Raw genomic sequence first — 18,046 nt, forward strand, 5'->3', positions numbered from 1 at the left:
GGCGGACGGGTCCACCGGATGCGGACCCGCCGTGCAACCATGATCCCCCGGGCGTCGCCCCGCCCGCCACCTCCGCTCGCCCCGCCCAGGAGTACGCGTGCCCGACGCCGGCCCGACCGCGGTGCTGCCGCGCCGTCCGCTGACCGTCGGCGAGCTGCTCGACGCGGCCGTGCTGCTGCTGCGCGACCAGGCCCGGGTGCTCGTCCCGCTCGCCCTGCTGCTGGCCCTCGCCGAACAGGCGGTGCTCCACCCGCTGCGGATGCTCGCCGGGACCGAACCGCCGTTCTGGTGGCCGGCGGAGTTCGGCGACTCCCTCCCCGCGTACTGGCTGCTGCTGGCGGCCGGCGCGGGCACCGAGGCCGCGATCGTCGCGCTGCTCGGCGCCCCTGCGGCTCGCGGCGCCGGCGCGGCGCTTCTGGGGCGCCGTCCCGCACCGTCGGAGCTGCTGCGCGGCGCCCGGCTCGGCGCGGCACTGCCGGCCGCCGTCCTGGTCGGGCTGACCGTCACCGCCGCCGGCCTGACCGGGCCGGGCTGGTTCCCGGCGTACGCGCTGCTCGGCCTGGTGGTGCCGGTCCTGGTGCTGGACGGGGTGCCCGCGCACCTGGTGCCCTGGCGGACGCTACGCCTGGCCGGCCGGGTCAGCGCTCGGGCCGCCGCGATACGGCTGCTGGGCTACCTGGGCTGGTGGCTGATCCGGCTCGGCATCGGGCTGGGTCTCTACCAGGGCCTCACCATGCTGGGCCTGTTCGACGTCTCGGCCTGGGCGCTGCCGGTGACGATCGCCGCCTTCACCGCTGTGAACGCGCTGGCGTACCCGGCGCTCGCCTGCCTGGACGCGGTGCTGCACCTGGAGACCCGGATCCGCACCGAAGGGCTGGACATCCGGCTCTCCCGCGCGCCGGCCGACGTGCCCGAGCCGGTCCTGCTGGCGGCGCACCGGTGAGCCGGTGGTGGACCGAGACGGTCGCGGCCCTCGGTGACGTGGTGCCGCTGCCGCTGGTCGCGCTGATCCTGCTGGCGGTCGCGCTGCTGGCGGCGCTGGGCTGGTACTTCTTCCCGGCCTGGGTGCCCCGCCGGCTGCCCCGGTTCAGTCTCCCCCGGTGGCGGCGTCCACGGCTGCCCCGGTTCCGGCTGCCCCGGTTCCGGCTGCCCCGGTTCCGGCGGCGCAGCCGGAAGCGCACCGATCCGCCGCCGGTACGCCTGCCCGCGCCCCGGACCCCGGAACCCGTGCCGGCCGGCGGGCTCGGGCCGGCCGACCGGCTGGCGGCCGAGGGCCGGTACGCCGAGGCGGTCCGGGAGCGTCTGCGCGAGATGGTCCGGCTGCTGGTCGTCCGGCAGGTGGTGGAACCCCGCCCCGGGCTCACCGTCGTCGAGCTGACCGAGGCGGCGGCCCGTAACCGGCCGCAGGTCCGGCCGACGCTGCACGCGGCCGGGGCGATCTTCTCAGACCTCTGGTACGCCCAGCGTCCCGCGACCGCCGCGCACGACCGGCGGATGCGTGAACTCGCCACCGACCTGAGCCGCGAGCTGACCGGGGAGGAACCGCGGTGACGGCCACAGTCGTACCGGAGACCGTGACGGCGGCGGCCACGGCGGCGCCGCGCCGGCGTCCGTACCGGTTGATCGTCCCGCTCGGGCTCGCAGTGCTGTTGATCGTGACCACGCTCGTGCTGCGCGCGGTCGACCGGCCCGACGCCGACGAGCCCGGTTTCCTGTCCCCGGTCGCCACCGACGACGACGGCGCCAGCCGGCTCGCCGAGGCGCTGCGGACGCAGGGCGTGCCGGTACGCCGGGAGACGGATCTGGCGGCGGCGCTGCGTACCGCCGGGGCCGGGCCGAGCACGCTGTTCGTGCCCGCGCCCGGCCTGGTGCACCCGGACCTGCTCGACGGGCTGACCGCCCTGCCGCCCGGCAGCCGGCTGGTGCTCGTCGAGCCGTCCCGGCGGGTGCTCGCCGAGTTGGACACCCCTGTCGAACCGGCCGGCGGGCGCTGGGCCGCCCGCGCGGTGCCGCCGGACGCCGACGGCACGCCCTGCCCGCTGCCCGAGGCGGTCCGGGCCGGCACGGCCGCGATCGACCTCCAGCGGTACGCCGGGCCGGCCGAGGTGGACCACTGCTACGGCGGCGCGCTGCTGCGCGTCCCCGGCCGGGTCGAGGTGGTGCTGGCCGGCGCCAGCGACCCGTTCCGCAACGACCGGATCGGCGAGTGGGGCAACGAGGCCCTCGCCACCGGCCTGCTCGGCGGCGACCGCCCGCTGGTCTGGCTCGACCTGCCCGAGCCGGCGTCGGCCCCGACCGCTCCGAGCTGGTCCCCGGAGCCGTTCACCGAGGAGCCCGCTCCGGCCGGCAGCGGCAGGTCGGAACGGCCCGACCCGCCCGACCGCGCCGATCCGCCGCGGGAGAACCCGCTCTGGGGCGCCTTCCCGCAGTGGTTCTGGGCCCTCCTGGTGCAGCTCGCCCTGGCCGGCCTGCTCGTGGTGCTCTGGCGGGCCCGCCGGCTCGGGCCGCCGGTGTCGGAGCCGCTGCCGGTGACCGTCCGGTCCGCCGAGACGGTACGCGGCCGGGCGCGGCTCTACCGCCAGGCGGGCGCCCGGGACACCGTCGCCGCGACGCTGCGCGACGCCGCGCTGGACCGGCTGACGACCCGGCTCAACCTGCCCCCGGGCACGCCCGACGACGAGGTGGCCGCCCGGGTCGCCGAGCGCGCCGGCGCCGACCCGGAACGGGTGGCCGACCTGCTCTACGGCCCCGCCCCGGAGAAGGACCGCGAGCTGCTGGAGCTGGCCCGCGAACTGGACGTCCTGACCCGTACCCTGGCCCCGCATCCCAGCGAAGGAGACACCCGGTGACCGGACCCGTCACGACCACCGCCCCGTCCGGCGCCCGCGCCGCCCTGCACCGGCTGCGCGCCGAGGTCGCCAAGGCCGTCGTCGGGCAGGACGCGGTGGTGACCGGCCTGGTGATCGCCCTGCTCTGCCGGGGGCACGTGCTGCTGGAGGGCGTACCGGGAGTGGCCAAGACGCTGCTGGTGCGGACGCTGGCGGCCGCGCTCGACCTGGACGCCAAGCGGGTGCAGTTCACCCCCGACCTGATGCCCGGCGACGTCACCGGCTCGCTGATCTTCGACCAGCGCACCGCCGCGTTCACGTTCCGGGAGGGGCCGGTCTTCACCAACCTGCTGCTCGCCGACGAGATCAACCGCACCCCGCCCAAGACGCAGTCGGCGCTGCTGGAGGTGATGGAGGAGCGGCAGGTCTCCGTCGAGGGCGAGCGCCGCCCGCTGCCCGACCCGTTCATCGTCGCGGCCACCCAGAACCCGGTCGAGTACGAGGGCACCTACCCGCTGCCCGAGGCGCAGCTCGACCGTTTCCTGCTCAAGCTGACTGTGCCGCTGCCGGAGCGCGAGGAGGAGCTGGGCGTGCTGCGGGCGCACCACGCCGGCTTCGACCCGCGCGACCTGCGTGCCGCGGGCGTACGCCCGGTGGCCGACGCGTCGGACCTGGCCGCCGCCCGGGCCGAGGTGCGGATGGTGCACGTGGCCGAGCCGGTGCTCGGCTACATCGTGGACCTGTGCCGGGGCACCCGGTCCGCTCCGGCGCTGGAGCTGGGCGCGTCCCCCCGGGGCGCCACCGCGCTGCTCAACGCCGCCAAGGCGTGGTCCTGGCTGGCCGGCCGCGACCACGTCACCCCGGACGACGTCAAGGCGGTCGCCCGGCCCACGCTGCGGCACCGGCTGCGCCCGCGTCCGGAGGCGGAACTGGAGGGCGTGACTGTGGACGCCGTGCTGGACTCGGTGCTGGCCACCGTGCCGACGCCGCGATGACCTGGCGGGCGGGTCTGCTGCTCGGCGCGGGCGCGCTGACCCTGCCGGCCTGGCCGGCGCCGTTCCTCGGCGTCGCCGTGCTGACCGCGACGGTGCTGCTGCTGGTGCTGCTCGACCGGGCGATGGCGGTCCCGCCGGACGCGCTCACGGTGACCCGGTCCGGGGAGCGGACGGTCCGCCTCGGCGGCACCGCCACCGTCACGCTGCACCTGGCCAACCCCACCGATCGCACGCTCCACGCCCAGGTACGCGACGCCTGGGTGCCGTCGGCCGGGGCGCGCCCGGACGTGCCGCCGGACCGCCTGCTCACCGTGCCGCCCGGTGGCACCGCCACGCTGCCGGTCCGGCTCACCCCGACCCGGCGCGGCGACCGGCCGGCGGTGGCGCTGACCGTACGCTCGCTCGGGCCGATGCGCCTGGGTGCCCGGCAGCGCGCCGGGCAACCCGCCACGCCACAGTGGACGCTGCGGGTGCTGCCACGCTTCGACTCCCGCCGGCACCTGCCGGAGAAGCTGGCCCGGCTGCGGGTCATCGACGGCGTGCAGGTGACCCGGGGGCGCGGTCACGGCACCGAGTTCGACACGCTGCGCGAGTACGCGGTGGGCGACGACGTCCGCTCGATCGACTGGCGGGGCAGCGCCCGCCGCGCCGACGTGCTGGTGCGCACCTGGCGCCCGGAGCGCGACCGGCGGCTGGTCTGCGTCCTGGACACCGGCCGCACGTCGGCGGTACGCCTCGGCGACGAGCCGCGGCTGGACACCGCCATCGACGCGGCGCTGCTGCTCACCGCGCTCGCCGCCCGGGCCGGTGACCGGGTGGACCTGCTGGCGGCGGACACGGAGATCCGGGCCCGGGTGACCGGCAGCGGCCGTCCGGCGCTGCTCGCCCGGCTGGTCGACGCGGTGGCGCCGTTGCAGCCCGCGCTGGCCGAGACCGACTTCGAGCTGATCGCCGCCGAGGTGCTGCGCCGGGAGCGGCAGCGCAGCCTGGTGGTGCTGTTCACCGCGCTGGAGGCGGGCGCGATCGGCGACGGGCTGCTGCCGGTGCTGCCCCGGCTGGCGACCCGGCACCGGGTGGTGCTGGCCGCGGCCGGCGACCCGGTGCTGAACCGGCTCGCCACTGCCACCCCGGCCGGCCCGGACGACCCGTACGCGGCCGCGTCGGCGTGGCGGGCGCTGGCCGAACGGGACCGGGTACGCGCCGCCCTGTCGCGCTACGGCGTGACTGTGGTGGACGTACCGGGGCACCGGCTGGCCCCGGCCGTCGCCGACACCTATCTGCGGCTCAAGTCTCTCGGCCAGCTCTGACCGCGCGCCGGCCGAGCACCAGCGCGTACGCCAGGAAGGCCAGCCACACCGCGGCGCCGGCGGCCACCCGCAGCGGGATCGGCACCGGCGCCGGGGTCACGAACGCCTCGATCAGCGCGGAGACCGCGAAGAGGCCGACCAGGCCGGCGGCGACCACGACGGCGAGCCGTCCCGCCTCGGCGACCGCACGGCCGCGCCCGAGGTGCGCGGGCGGGGCGATCCAGGCCCAGGCGGTCCGCAGTCCGACCCCGGCGGCGACGAAGATGCCGGTCAGCTCCAGCAGCCCGTGCGGGGTGATCATGCCGAAGAAGACGTCCGCCCGGCCGTAGGAGATCATCACGCCGCCGACCACGCCGATGTTCAGCGCGTTCTGCCACAGCAGCCAGAGGACCGGCACCACGAGGACGCCGGCGGCCAGGCACTGGGCGGCCAGCCAGGCGTTGTGCGTCCACAGGTGGAACGCGAACGTGGGCGCGGCGAACTCGGTGTAGTAGCCGGCGAAACCGGAGTCCACGAGCTGCCGGGCCGCCTCGGGGCCGACGAACGCGGCGGCGGTGTCCGGGTTACCGGCGACGAACCAGATGAGGAAGGCGCTCAGGGCGCTGAACGCCGTGGCCACGCCGCACCACCACGGCCAGGCCCGGTAGAGGGCGGCGGGCAGGTCGGCGGCCAGGAACCGGCCCACCGCCGCCCAGGACGGCCGGGGGCGGCCGGTGACCCGGGCCCGGGCGGCGAGGACCAGGTGGGACAGGCGGTTCACCAGCGTCGGCTCGGGTGCCCGGGCGCGCAGCGCGGAGAGGTGTGTGGCGCTGCGCTGGTAGAGCGCCACCAGTTCGTCGACCTCGGCCGCGTCGAGGCGACGCCGGCCGGTCAGGTGTTCCAGCCGCCGCCATTCGGCGCCGTGCTCGGCCACGTACGCGTCGAGATCCACTCACCCTCCCCCGTTCGGCGTCCATGGTGTTCACTGTCGGGGTGCGCGCGCAACCTCCCCCACCGCCCAGTTGGGCCGATGCCGGTCTGGTCAGCGGCGAGGCGGTGGAGCTGGATGTCCGGGTGGCCCGGCTGGGCTCCCGGGTGCTCGCCCTGCTGATCGACGCCGTGATCCAGCTCGTGCTGTTCCTGCTGCTCGGCGCAGTGCTGGCCATGGTGGCGCTCGCCCTGCTGGGCGACGTCCTCGATGCCGCGCTGGCCGGCGCGCTCCAGGTCGTGCTGCTGGTGCTGGTCCTGCTCGGCTATCCGGTGGTGATGGAGCGCTTCGCCGGTGGCCGGACGGTGGGCAAGCTGGCCGTGGGGCTGCGGGTGGTGCGGGCCGACGGCGGCCCGGTGGGGGTGGGCCAGTCGCTGACCCGGGCGCTCGTGGGCGTCGCGGTGGAGTGGCCCGGGCTGGTGCTGCCGCTGCTGAGCTGGGCGGCGAGCGTCACGGTGATGCTCACCGACCCGCGCGGCCGCCGGCTGGGTGACCTGGTCGCCGGCACGCTCGTGGTGCACAGTCGAGGCGCCGCGCTGTGGCGGCCGCTGCCGCCGGCTCCGCCGCCGCTGCTGGCCTGGGCGACCACGCTCGACCTGACCCGGTTCGACGACGGGCTGGCGCTGGCCGTCCGGCAGTATCTGGACCGGCTGCCTCAGCTCGCCGAGCCGGACCGTTCCCGGCTGGGCCGGGCGTTGTGGGTGGAGGCCGCGGCGGTCACCTCGCCGCCTCCGCCGTGGTCCGCGCCGGACTGGGTCTACCTGTCCGCCGTGCTGGCCGAGCGGGGGCGCCGGGCCGCGCTCCGGCTGGGCCGCGCCCGGGCGGTCACCGCCACGCTCTGGCCGGAGCTGGTCCCGGCCGCGGTGCCGCACGCCGTCGCGCCGGCCACCCTGCGTCCCGCCGCGCCGGCCGTCGGCCGGTTGCGGTCCGCGGCGCCGGAGGCCGCCCCCGATCCGGTACGCCGCTGAGCCGGGCTCAGCCGAACAGCCCTCGTCCCCACCAGTCGGCGGCGTCGCGTACGCCGGGCGGGCAGGCGAACAGGCCGCTGGAGACGTGCCGCAGGTACTCGTTCATCGCGTCGTTGCGGGCCAGCCGGGTCTGGATCGGCACGAACTGCCGGCGCGGATCCCGCTGGTAGGCGATGAAGAACAGACCGGCGTCGAGCCGGCCCAGCCCGTCCGAGCCGTCCACGAAGTTGTAGCCGCGGCGCAGCAGGCGGGCGCCGTTGTTCGCGTCCGGGTGGGCGAGCCGTACGTGTGCGGTGTCGGCGATGAGCGGCTCCCCGTCGTCGCCCTTCGCGGCGAAGTCCGGTTCGTCGAACTCGTCCCGGAGGCCCAGCGGCGCGCCGCTGCCCTTGGTCCGCCCGACGATCATCTCCTGCTCGGCCAGCGGGCTGCGGTCCCACGTCTCGATCAGCATCCGGATCTTCCGGGTGACCAGGTAGGAGCCACCCGTCATCCACTCCGGGCCGTCACCGGGCTGGACCCAGAGCTGGTCGCGGAGCAGGCCCGCGTCCTCGGCCTTGAGGTTGGCGGTGCCGTCCTTGAAGCCGAACAGGTTGCGCGGCGTGGCCTGGTCCCGCGACGTCGACGAGGTACGCCCGAAGCCGAGCTGCGACCAGCGGACGCTCACCACGCCCATGCCGATCCGGGCCAGGTTGCGGATGGCGTGCACCGCCACCTGCGGATCGTTGGCGCAGGCCTGGACGCAGAGGTCGCCACCGGACAGCTCCGACCTGAGCGCGTCCCCGGCGAAGTGCGGCAGGTCGGCGAGGGCGGCCGGGCGGCGGGCGGCGATGCCGAAGCGGTCCCGGCCCTGCGCGTCGCGGAACAGCGTCGGCCCGAAGCCCACGGTGAGGGTGAGCTGCGACGGGGGCAGTCCGAGCGCCTCGCCGGTGTCGTCCGGCGGGGCCTCGGGCATGCCGCCGACGGCGCCGATCACCCCGGCGTCCTTGCCGGCGGTCATCCGGGCCGCGGCGGCGGTCCACTCCTGGAGCATGGCGACCAACCGGTCCCGGTCCTTCGTGACCACGTCGAACGCGACGAAGTGCAGCCGGTCCTGGGCCGGGGTGGTGATGCCGGCCTGGTGCTCGCCGAGGAACGGCACCGACCCTGCGGCGGAGCCGGTGGCTGAGGCCTCGTTCCCGCCGGCGAGCAGCGCACCCGCGCCGCCCGCCACCCCGGCGACGCCGGCCACACCGACGCCGGCCAGTGTCATCGCCCGGCGGCGGGACAGGCCGCGACCGGTCCGCTCGTGGTTCGGCTCGCTCGTCGCGTCACCACCGGCCGGGCCGGTCATCGCGCGACTGCCGCCGCGACCTTGCTGACCGGCTCGGCCAGCGCGTTCACCGCGTCCGACAGCTCCTTGAGCTCGGCCTTGCCGAGCTGGGTGTGCAGCTTCCAGCCGTCGCCGTCCCGGTGCTTGCCGAGGGTTGCCTCCACGTTCGCGAACTCGCTGTCGAGCTGCTTCACCAGGTCGGGCGCGCGCTGCTCCAGCGCCGGGCGCAGCGCCGCGATCGCCGCCTTCGAGCCCTCCAGGTTGGCGTTGAAGTCCCAGAGGTCGGTGTGCGAGTAACGCTCCTCCTCGCCGGTGATCTTGCCGCTGGCGACCTCGTCGAGCAGCGCCTTGGCGCCGTTGGCGAGCTGGAGCGGGGTGAGCTTCTCGGCGTCCGCCTTGGCGACGATCGCCTTCACGTCGACCAGGAGCCGGTCGGCGATCGGGCCGTCCTTGCTGACGTCCCCGGTGGTCCAGAGGTCCTTCTCGATCCGGTGGAAGCCGGTGAACTCCATGCCCTCCTCGACCACCTCCTCGCGGCCGTCGATCTTCGGGTCGAGGTCGCCGAAGCTCTCCGCGACCGGCTCGATCCGCTCCCAGTAGGTGCGGGCCACCGGGTACAGCGCCTTGGCCTTGGCCACGTCGTTCGCCTTGACCGCCGCCACGAACTCCTCGGTCTTCGTCAGCAGCGCGGCGGTCTGGCTGCGCACGTACCGCTGGTAGCTCTCGGTGGCCTGGGTCAGCGCGGCGTCGGGGGCGACTGTGGCGGCGGTTCCGGAGACCTTCAGCGCGCCCCGGATGCCCCGGCCGCTCATCCCCGGCTTGCAGGCCGTCTCGTACGTGCCGGCGGTCAGCTCGACCCGCAGCTCGCGGCTGAGCCCGGGGGCGATGTTCTCCACCTCGCCCATCACCCGGTCACCGGCCGCGTAGACGTAGAACTCGTTGACCTTGGAACCGGTGTTCGTCACCTTGAAGGTCACCTGACCGGCGTCGATCTCGGTGTCGCCGACCTCGCAGACGCTGTCGGTGGCCTTGACGGCGATCGGCCCGCCGTTCGTGGCGTCGGCGTCGTCACCGCCCCCGCAGCCGGTCAGTCCGGCGACGGCGAGCAGCCCGGCGGCGGCGGGCGCGACGAGTCGAGTGGTACGCATCGTGCGGGGTCTCCTCGGAAACGGGCGGGTCAGGAGCGGGGGGACGGAACGGCGGCGGCGTCGGCCGGCGCGGCGGACGTCTCGGCGGACGTGTCGGCGGCCGGCTCGTCGGACTGCACCGGCTCGGCGGACTGCACCGGCTTCGCGGGCTTGGCCGGCTTGCGCAGGAAGAGGACGAGCACCGGCACCGCGTACGCGACCCAGGCGACCAGTTCCAGCACCGTCGGCGCGGCGGTGACGTTGAACATGCCGGCGAGCAGCGCGCCGTACCAGGAGCCCGGGTCGAGCGTGCCCGAGATGTCGAAGGCCAGGTCGTTCAGGCCGGGCAGCACGCCGGCCTCCTGGAAGTCGTGCACGCCGTACTTGAGGATGCCGGCCGCGACCAGGATGAGCAGCGCGCCGGTCCAGGTGAAGAACCGGCTCAGGTTGATCCGTACCGCGCTGCGGTAGAGCAGGAAGCCGATCACGACGGCGGTGGCGATGCCGCCGGCCAGGGCGAGCAGCGAGCCGGGCCCGGTTCCGCCGGCGGCGCTCTCGGCCGCGGCATAGAAGATCAGCGCGGTCTCCAGACCCTCGCGGATCACCGCGAGGAACGCCATGCCGGCGACCGCCAGGGAGCCGACGGCGAGCGCGTCGGTGAGCTTGCCGCGCAGCTCACCGGCGATGGTGCGGGCGGCCCGGCGCATCCAGAAGATCATCCAGGTCACGAAGACCACGGCGGCGACCGAGGTGACCGCCTCGAACAGCTCGCGCGACTCGGAGGTGCGCAGCAGCGAGGTGGAGGTGTACTGGATCAGGGAGCCGAAGCCGACGGAGAGCGCCAGGGCCAGGCCGACGCCGGCCCACACCTGCGGCAGCCGGTCCCGGCGCTGCGACTTGACCAGGAAGGCGACGAGGATGCTGACCACGAGGGTCGCTTCCAGGCCCTCGCGCAGGCCGATCAGGTACGTGGCGAACATGGATACTCCGTAGTCAGGCTTGCCTCAGTTAACTTAGGGCAGCCATACCTTGCTCCTGTTCACAGCAAACGTCAAGCCGATCCGGGTAACGTCACCTGGTTCGACATCCGCCGGACTCCCCCCGTACGCGAAAAAGGACCGGGGCGGCCGCACGGCGGCCGACCCCGGTCCCTTCTCCGAGCGTGGGACTCAGTAGCGGTAGTGGTCCGACTTGAACGGGCCCTCCGGGGAGACGCCCAGGTAGGCGGCCTGCTCCTTGGTCAGCGTGGTCAGTTTCGCGCCGAGCGCGTCCAGGTGCAGCCGGGCGACCTTCTCGTCCAGGTGCTTGGGCAGCACGTAGACGCCGATCGGGTATTCCTCGGTCTTGGTGAACAGCTCGATCTGGGCGATCGTCTGGTTGGCGAACGAGTTCGACATCACGAAGCTCGGGTGGCCGGTGGCGTTGCCCAGGTTCAGCAGGCGGCCCTCGGAGAGCACGATGATGGCGTGGCCGTCGTCGAAGCGCCACACGTCGACCTGCGGCTTGATGTTCTCCCGGGTCACGTCGCTGCGCTTGGCCAGGCCGGCCATGTCGATCTCGTTGTCGAAGTGGCCGATGTTGCCCACGATGGCCTGGTGCTTCATCCGGGCCATGTGCTCGTTGGTGATGACGTCGAAGCAGCCGGTCGCGGTGATGAAGATGTCGGCCTGCTCCACCACGTCGTCGAGCGTGGCGACCTGGTAGCCGTCCATCGCCGCCTGGAGCGCGCAGATCGGGTCGACCTCGGTCACCACGACCCGGGCGCCCTGGCCGCGCAGCGACTCGGCGCAGCCCTTGCCCACGTCGCCGTAGCCCATGACGACAGCCATCTTGCCGCCGATCAGCACGTCGGTGGCGCGGTTGATGCCGTCGATGAGCGAGTGGCGGCAGCCGTACTTGTTGTCGAACTTGCTCTTGGTCACCGAGTCGTTGACGTTGATGGCCGGGAAGAGCAGCGTGCCGGCGCGGTGCATCTCGTAGAGCCGGTGCACACCGGTGGTGGTCTCCTCGGTGACGCCCTTGATGCCGGCGGCGATCCGGGTCCAGCGCTGGCCGTCCTCGGCCAGCGAGCGGTGCAGCAGTTCGAGGATGACCGCGTACTCCTCGGAGTCGGCGGACTCGACCGGCGGCACGACGCCCGCCTTCTCGAACTCGGCGCCCTTGTGGACGAGCAGGGTGGCGTCGCCGCCGTCGTCCAGGATCATGTTCGGGCCCTGCCCGTCGGGCCACGCCAGCACCTGCTCGGTGCACCACCAGTACTCCGGCAGCGTCTCGCCCTTCCAGGCGTAGACCGGCACGCCGGCCGGGGCCTCCGGGGTGCCCTCGGGGCCGACCACGATCGCGGCGGCGGCGTGGTCCTGGGTGGAGAAGATGTTGCAGGACGCCCAGCGGACCTGCGCGCCGAGCGCGACAAGGGTCTCGATCAGGACGGCGGTCTGAACGGTCATGTGCAGCGAACCGGTGATGCGGGCGCCGGCCAGCGGCTGGGCCTCGGCGAACTCACGCCGGATCGCCATCAGGCCGGGCATCTCGTGCTCGGCGAGCCGGATCTCCTTGCGCCCGAACGCGGCGAGCGACAGATCCGCCACCTTGTAGTCGCCCTCGGCGAGGGTGCTCGGCCGGGCCTGCGACGACGCGCCGCTGGAGGCCGCCGGGAGGGTGCTGGTCATGGAAGCTCCTGTCGAACGATGGTGGTGCGCAGCCTTCCACCTTACGCTCGCGGGCCACTCGACCCGTGCCCGGTTGGCCGACCGCGCAATCGGCCGGTCGGCGGACAGCGCACGGGGCGGTCGGTCGTGAGCGGACTTTCCACCCACGGCCCGGCCGCCCCGCGCATCCCCCCGGTTTGGTTCCCCCGCACGTCACCGGACCTTCGTCGCGACAACGCTGCGTACCCATAGAGTCACACCACGCAGCGTGACCGTCAAGCTATTTCGGGAAAGTCGGACTTGCGCAGATCAGTGCATGCCGCAAGTGGCGACGAACGCCTCGCCCGCCCCGCCCACCGTCAGCGGGCCACCGGCCGCCGTACCGACCGCTGCCTGACCCGCGTCCAGCGTCACCACGCCCACGCCGTCGTCAACGGTCAGCTTCCCGGCCCGGCAGAGCACCACACGCGGCCCGGGCAGCGTCAGCCGCACCCCCGGCGACCCGGCAGCCACCTCGACCCGGTGCAGCGCGAAGTCCTCCACCGGCACCGGCCAGGTCAGCACCCCCGGCTCCACCTGCTCCGGCCGCAGCACCGGCTGGGTCAGCACCTCGAACCGGAGCACCCGCAGCAGCTCGTCCACGTCGACCCGCTTCGGGGTCAGCCCGCCGCGCAGCACGTTGTCACTGGCCGCCATGATCTCGACGCCGGTGCCGCGCAGGTAGGCGTGCAGGTTCCCGGCCGGCATCCAGATGCCCTCGCCGGGCGCCAGCCGGACGTGGTGCAGCAGCAACGCCACCACCACGCCCGGGTCGGCCGGATAGCCCGACGCGAGCGTGCGGACCAGCTCGGCGTCCGCCGAGGCCGGCCCGGCCTCCGCCGCCGCCAGCACGGCCGCCACCAGCCCCGCCCGCTCCGCCCGGGGCCAGCTCAACAGCAGGCGTACCGCCTCCCGCAGCCCCGCCGGCCCGTCGCGCAACGCCGCCACCACAGGCTCCAGCGCGGGTACGCCGAACGCGGCGATCGCCGCCGCCGACTCCCCCGGATCGCGGAAGCCGCACAGCGCGTCGAACTCCGAGAGCGCCACCAGCAACTCCGGCTTGTGGTACGGGTCGACGTAGTTGACCCGCCCCACGTCGGCGGCGTGCCCGGCGCGGGCCTGCTCGGCGTCCGGATGCGCCTGGAGGCTCAGCGGCGCGTCGGCGGCCAGCACCTTCAGCAGGAACGGCAGCCGGGTGCCGAACCGGCCGACCAGCCGCTCACCCAGCCAGTGGCCCGGCTCGGCCACCAGCAGTTCGGTGAGGCTGACCGGCCGGCCGTCGCGCTGCACAGTGGCCGGGGCGCCCGGGTGGGCGCCCAGCCACAGCTCCGCCTCCGGCCCGTTGCTCGGCACCGGCCGCCCCTGCAACTCGGCGATCGCGGTGCGCGAGCCCCAGGCGTAGTCACGGATCCGGCCCTGCAACAACTCCATCGGTCAGCTCCCGGGCCGCCCGGCCACCTCGTCGGCCGGCTGCGCCCCACCACTGGTCACGGCCTCCGGGACGGCGGTGTCCGCCGCCTGCCCGGTACCGGCCCGCTCGGCGGCGGGCGAGTAGATGTCCGGCTCCAGGTAGATCACCCGGGCGGTGGGCACCTCGCGGCGGATCCGCGCCTCGACCGCGTTGATGTCACGCGCCAGGTCCTGGGCGGTCTCCCAGGCCGGCACCGCGATCTTCGCGGCCACCATCAGCTCCTCGGGGCCGAGGTAGAGCGTCTTCATGTGGATGATCCGCTCGACCTCGGGACCGCTGGTCACAGCCTGCTCGATCTTGTCCAGCTCGCTCTGCTCGGCACCCTCGCCGAGCAGCAGGCTCTTGGTCTCGATCGCCAGCGTGATCGCGATGATCACCAGCAGCACACCGATCATCGCAGTGCCCGCGGCGTCCCACATGCCGTCTCCGGTGATCAGCGTCATGCCGACGCCGAACAACGCGAAGACCAGACCGACCAGGGCGCCGAAGTCCTCCAGCAGCACCACCGGCAGCTCCGGCGCCTTGGCGCGACGGATGAACCGGACCCAGGACTGCTTGCCCCGGACCAGGTTCGACTCCTTGATCGCGGTACGGAAGGAGAAGCCCTCCATCACGATCGCCGCGACCAGCACCACCACCGGCACCCACTGCCACTCCGTGATCGCGTGCGGGTCGGACGCCTTGTGGTACGCCTCGTAGAGCGCGAACAGGCCACCGATGCTGAACAGCACGATCGCCACGATGAAGGCGTAGATGTAGCGCTCCCGGCCGTACCCGAACGGGTGCTGCGGCGTGGCCTGCCGCTTGGCCCGCCGGCCGCCGAGCAGCAGCAGGCCCTGGTTACCCGAGTCGGCCACCGAGTGGATCGACTCGGCCAGCATCGACGACGAGCCGGTGAGGGCGAACGCGATGAACTTGGTGACGGCGATGCCGAGGTTCGCCGCCAGGGCGGCGACGATCGCCTTCGTGCCCCCGTTTGCGCTCATTCCCCGCCTCGCTCGATGCCCCGTGTGCTCACTGGTTTGCCAGCTCCTTCATCTCCGTGATTGCCGGTACCGCCATCGGGTCCAGCCCGTGCGCCAGGGCCAGGTAGATCGAGGCGAAGTCGGGGACCGCCACCAGCGACGCGAGCCGCTCCAGCGCGGAGCCGCCCTCGGCGGTCACCACGTCGCAGCGCACCCCGCGCCGCTCGGCGAGCGTCTGCACCGCGTCCGCGCGGCGCTCCTCGACCGCCAGCGGCTCGTCGGTGTCGTCGTCGGCGTTGAGCCCGCCGTCGCGCAGCAGCACCAGCCGTAGCCGGGTGCCGTCGGGCTCGTCGTCGCCCGGGTCGGCGAAGATGTCCCGCTCGCCCTCGGCCAGACCGCCGAACACGCCGTCGAGCAGGCCGACGCGGCCCCGGCCCGCCTCGCCCAGCGCACCGGCGACCACCGGGTAGCGGGCGTTCGCGGACAACGTGTCACCGAACCGCCGGGCGGCCACGGTGGCCAGCGGGGACGAACCCCACACGATCGGGATCGAACCGGACAGGCCGAGCGCCAGTGACTTGGCCGGGTTGACGAAGGACTCGGCGGTCGGCCGGCATCGATCGGCGTCGGCGTCCAGCCGGGCCGCCGTCTCGGCCAGATCCGCCTCGTTGACCTTCACGAGCCCGAGGGTACGGGCGGCCAGCAGAACCGGCACGGTGAGCGCCCAGAGGCTGGCCCGGGCCGGCGCGCGCCGGGGCACCGGGATGAACGGCGCGCGGGCCCGCTCGGCCACCGACTGGAGCTGCGAGTCGGGCGCGCCGACCGCGACCAGCCGGGCACCGCGCCGGTGCGCCGCCTCGGCCGCGCCCAGCGCCTCCGGGCTGCGGCCCGACGCGCTCACCGCGATGACCACGTCCGCCGCGCCCACCCAGCCCGGCACGCCGGCGCTGCGGTGCGGGATGACCGGCACCGGGCAGCGCGGCCCGGCGACGGTGGCCAGCACGTCACCGGTACGCCCGGCGGTGCCGATGCCGGCGATGACCACCGCGCGGGGTCGCCCGTCGTCGGCGAGCACCGACAGGTTCGCCTCGGCGGCCAGCGCCGCCGACTCGCGCACCTGGGCGCCCGCGGACGCGGTGAACCGGAGCATGCCGCCCGGATCCCGCTCGGAGAGCTGCGCCGCGTCGTCCAGCAGGGCCTCGTCGGCGTGCCGGTGGCCGCTGACCCCGGCCGTACCCTCCATCACCGCGACGACCCGCCCCGCGCGTCGTCGGCGGCGGGTCCACCGCGCGCCTCGTCCAGCAGGAGCACCGGGACGTCGTCCCGGACCTCGAAGATGCGACCGCACTCGGTGCAGGTGAGCGTCTGCGCCTGCGCGTCGTAGTCGAGCGGGGCGTGATGCGTGTCCGGGCAGGCGAGGATGTCGAGCAACTGCGGGTCCAGGGCCACGGCGCGGCTCCTTCCACGTATGCGGTCTCACCGGTCGGCGGTGCCGATCGGCGCACGCGATCTTATCGGCCGAGCGGCCCCGGCACCGGGCCCCGTTCGGCCCCGGTGTTCCGTCCTCCGGCCGGGCAGGTGGCGGCTACCGGGTCACGGCATGACCACCCACAGTCACGGTAACCCCGGGACCGGGTCGGGTTCCGGCTCAGTCCGGCAAGCGGGGCAAGACGCTCGTCGCATCCCCGGCAGGCGGGGCCGGCGGCGTCGGAGCGGGCGCGGGCGCGCCGTACACGTTGCCGGCCGGGCGGGGCGGTGTCGCGCCCCCGTACACCGTGGGGGCCGGCCCGGGCGTGCCGGAGCGGTAGGTGGTGGTGCTGCGCGGCAGCGGGACCGGCGGGAGGCCGGCGTCCACGCCGCCACCGCTGCGGTCGGCGCGGTTGCGGCGCAGCAGCAGGACGATGAGGGCGGCGCCGACGAGCACCAGCCCGATACCGAACCACATGATCATGGAACCTCCGAACGACGAGTCGTCGGCCGCGGCGGTGGCCGGGGCGACGGCGGCGGCCACCGGCGACGTGTCGGTCGCCTCGGTCGGCGTGGTCTCGCTCGCGCTGGGCGTCGGCGAGGGCTTACGGGACGGGCTGGGACTCGGCGTCGGCGCGCCCACCAGCCGGGCCGAGCCGCCGGCGCGGCCGAGCACGTCGCCGTTCGCGGCGCTCGCCTCACCGGCCAGCTCCAGCCGGCCGCCGACGGCCCCGGCCAGGAAGGACACCCGGTAACGCACGGTGACGCCCTTGCCCTTGCACAGCGGCCGGTCGACCGGCGCGACCGCGGCGGTGGCGACGGCGCCGCCGTCCCCGGAGACCTGCACCGGCACCCATCGGCCGCCGGACGCCACCTGCACCCGGACCTGGTCGGCCCGCAGGCCCTCCAGCCGGAGCCCGACCGCGGTACGCAACTGCACGCAGCCGTCCGTGCGCTTGCGCACCTCGACCGCCACCGTCCCGGGCGGACCACCGGCGGTGAAGCTCTTCGCCGAGCGCAGTCCCACCCGGTCGTCCCGGGCCGACGCCGGTGACGCCGGGACGGCGATCAGGCCACCCAGCAGCGCGCCGACCATGGCCCACCGCGCCGCGTGCCGCCCTGCCGACATCTCCACCTCACCGTTGCGTCCGGACCGGATCCGCCGGTCAGGTTACTACCGGCCCCTCCAGGCACCCGCGCATCGAGCACGCCACATGTGTGCAGCGCCACGCGATCACCGCCCGCCCAGGTCACCGCCCGACGCGCCTGCATCGGCGAGCGCCCGCCGGCACAGCCGGTCGGCCGTACGGGTGGTCTCCGGCAGCCGGTACCGGGGCGTCAGTGCCAGTACCCGCTCCACCGCGTCGTCCAACCCCATCCGGTGCCCGACGCTCACGAAGACCGGCCGGACACCGTCCTGAGTCCGCAGCACCCGCCCGACCACCTCGCCCTCGTCACACAGGTCGGCGCTGTCACCACGCTCGGGACCGGGGCCCGTCCACGAGCCGACGAGCGGCGTCTTGCCCACCCCGATCGTGGGCAGCCCGGTCACCAGGCCCAGATGACAGGCCAGCCCGAACCGGCGCGGGTGCGCCAGCCCGTGGCCGTCACAGACCAACAGCTCCGGACGGGTGGTGAGCCGGTCCAGCGCGGCGAGCAATGCCGGCATCTCGCGGAACGCGAACAGTCCCGGCACGTACGGGAAGGCGGGCCGCCCCACGCACACCGCCTCGTCCACCACGTCGAGGGTGGCCGCGTCGAGGACCGTGACGGCCGCTGCGAGCAGGTCACGGTCCTGCGCGAACGCCACGTCCAGCCCGGCCACCGTCGCGGGCGCGGCAGGACCGGGCCCGACCAGGTCCACCCGGGACCGCAACTCCTCCTGTACGCGTCGCGCCTCCGCCACGTCGGCGGGCGGCAGGTAGGGCACGGGCGGGCCGTCGGTGGAGGGCATG

At 74.7% G+C, this 18,046-nt stretch carries 17 protein-coding genes; 6 read left to right on the top strand and 11 right to left on the bottom strand.

The genetic code is table 11. From position 1 onward, the window contains the following. Nucleotides 1-97 precede the first annotated feature (97 nt). Genes IF06_RS0112775 through IF06_RS0112795 form a run of 5 tightly spaced genes read left to right on the top strand, consistent with a single transcriptional unit; the run spans nucleotide 98 to nucleotide 5,130 of the window. Nucleotides 98-943 carry a hypothetical protein gene (locus IF06_RS0112775; protein ID WP_030271134.1) on the top strand — a complete coding sequence of 282 codons (846 nt, stop codon included), beginning with the start codon at nucleotides 98-100 and terminating at the stop codon, nucleotides 941-943. Then, on the top strand, nucleotides 940-1,551 hold the full coding sequence (locus tag IF06_RS0112780) for a DUF4129 domain-containing protein (protein ID WP_013284208.1): 612 nt from the start codon (nucleotides 940-942) through the stop codon (nucleotides 1,549-1,551). The genes IF06_RS0112775 and IF06_RS0112780 overlap by 4 nt, the downstream gene beginning before the upstream one ends. Further along, nucleotides 1,548-2,849 (top strand): DUF4350 domain-containing protein, encoded by a 1,302-nt coding sequence (locus IF06_RS0112785; RefSeq protein ID WP_030271136.1) that lies wholly within the window; start codon nucleotides 1,548-1,550, stop codon nucleotides 2,847-2,849. Before IF06_RS0112780 ends, IF06_RS0112785 begins: the two co-directional genes overlap by 4 nt. Continuing rightward, nucleotides 2,846-3,823, top strand: a complete 978-nt coding sequence (locus IF06_RS0112790) for an AAA family ATPase (protein WP_013284206.1) — start codon at nucleotides 2,846-2,848, stop codon at nucleotides 3,821-3,823. Before IF06_RS0112785 ends, IF06_RS0112790 begins: the two co-directional genes overlap by 4 nt. Beyond that, nucleotides 3,820-5,130 (top strand): DUF58 domain-containing protein, encoded by a 1,311-nt coding sequence (locus IF06_RS0112795; RefSeq protein ID WP_013474115.1) that lies wholly within the window; start codon nucleotides 3,820-3,822, stop codon nucleotides 5,128-5,130. Before IF06_RS0112790 ends, IF06_RS0112795 begins: the two co-directional genes overlap by 4 nt. Here the strand turns inward: IF06_RS0112795 and IF06_RS0112800 are convergent. After that, on the bottom strand, nucleotides 5,108-6,061 hold the full coding sequence (locus IF06_RS0112800) for a stage II sporulation protein M (RefSeq protein WP_030271138.1): 954 nt from the start codon (nucleotides 6,059-6,061) through the stop codon (nucleotides 5,108-5,110). The genes IF06_RS0112795 and IF06_RS0112800 overlap by 23 nt on opposite strands. A gap of 41 nt (nucleotides 6,062-6,102) precedes the next feature. Here IF06_RS0112800 and IF06_RS0112805 point away from each other — a divergent pair, with 41 nt between their 5' ends. Then, the gene (locus tag IF06_RS0112805; RefSeq protein WP_232236672.1) at nucleotides 6,103-7,065 is read left to right on the top strand and encodes an RDD family protein; all 963 of its coding nucleotides are present in this window, start codon (nucleotides 6,103-6,105) and stop codon (nucleotides 7,063-7,065) included. A 7-nt stretch (nucleotides 7,066-7,072) separates the two neighbouring features. Here IF06_RS0112805 and efeB read toward each other — a convergent pair whose 3' ends face one another. From efeB to nfi, 10 genes are all read right to left on the bottom strand, one after another. Beyond that, nucleotides 7,073-8,395: an iron uptake transporter deferrochelatase/peroxidase subunit gene (gene efeB, locus IF06_RS0112810; RefSeq protein WP_030271141.1), complete on the bottom strand. Its 1,323-nt coding sequence runs from the start codon at nucleotides 8,393-8,395 to the stop codon at nucleotides 7,073-7,075. Then, a complete protein-coding gene (gene efeO / locus IF06_RS0112815) occupies nucleotides 8,392-9,522 on the bottom strand; it encodes an iron uptake system protein EfeO (RefSeq protein ID WP_030271142.1) in 1,131 nt (376 codons plus the stop codon). Before efeO ends, efeB begins: the two co-directional genes overlap by 4 nt. A gap of 29 nt (nucleotides 9,523-9,551) precedes the next feature. Then, the gene (gene efeU, locus IF06_RS0112820; protein WP_030271144.1) at nucleotides 9,552-10,481 is read right to left on the bottom strand and encodes an iron uptake transporter permease EfeU; all 930 of its coding nucleotides are present in this window, start codon (nucleotides 10,479-10,481) and stop codon (nucleotides 9,552-9,554) included. A 189-nt stretch (nucleotides 10,482-10,670) separates the two neighbouring features. Beyond that, on the bottom strand, nucleotides 10,671-12,170 hold the full coding sequence (ahcY, locus tag IF06_RS0112825; RefSeq protein ID WP_013474110.1) for an adenosylhomocysteinase: 1,500 nt from the start codon (nucleotides 12,168-12,170) through the stop codon (nucleotides 10,671-10,673). A 288-nt stretch (nucleotides 12,171-12,458) separates the two neighbouring features. After that, nucleotides 12,459-13,619, bottom strand: a complete 1,161-nt coding sequence (manA, locus tag IF06_RS0112830) for a mannose-6-phosphate isomerase, class I (protein ID WP_013284198.1) — start codon at nucleotides 13,617-13,619, stop codon at nucleotides 12,459-12,461. A 3-nt stretch (nucleotides 13,620-13,622) separates the two neighbouring features. Beyond that, the gene (locus IF06_RS0112835) at nucleotides 13,623-14,645 is read right to left on the bottom strand and encodes a cation diffusion facilitator family transporter (RefSeq protein ID WP_030271146.1); all 1,023 of its coding nucleotides are present in this window, start codon (nucleotides 14,643-14,645) and stop codon (nucleotides 13,623-13,625) included. Nucleotides 14,646-14,673: 28 nt separating this feature from the next. Continuing rightward, complete coding sequence (locus IF06_RS0112840) at nucleotides 14,674-15,870, bottom strand: SIS domain-containing protein (protein WP_030271147.1); 1,197 nt, start codon at nucleotides 15,868-15,870, stop codon at nucleotides 14,674-14,676. Further along, on the bottom strand, nucleotides 15,867-16,073 hold the full coding sequence (locus IF06_RS0112845; protein ID WP_013284195.1) for a Trm112 family protein: 207 nt from the start codon (nucleotides 16,071-16,073) through the stop codon (nucleotides 15,867-15,869). Before IF06_RS0112845 ends, IF06_RS0112840 begins: the two co-directional genes overlap by 4 nt. A 199-nt stretch (nucleotides 16,074-16,272) precedes the next feature. Next, nucleotides 16,273-17,220, bottom strand: a complete 948-nt coding sequence (locus IF06_RS0112850) for a hypothetical protein (protein ID WP_030271149.1) — start codon at nucleotides 17,218-17,220, stop codon at nucleotides 16,273-16,275. 105 nt (nucleotides 17,221-17,325) lie between these two features. Next, the gene (gene nfi, locus IF06_RS0112855; protein ID WP_030271151.1) at nucleotides 17,326-18,045 is read right to left on the bottom strand and encodes a deoxyribonuclease V; all 720 of its coding nucleotides are present in this window, start codon (nucleotides 18,043-18,045) and stop codon (nucleotides 17,326-17,328) included. Nucleotide 18,046 lies beyond the last annotated feature (1 nt).

The sequence above is a fragment of the Micromonospora globosa genome, assembly GCF_000717585.1.
Classification (GTDB): Bacteria; Actinomycetota; Actinomycetes; order Mycobacteriales; family Micromonosporaceae; genus Micromonospora; species Micromonospora aurantiaca.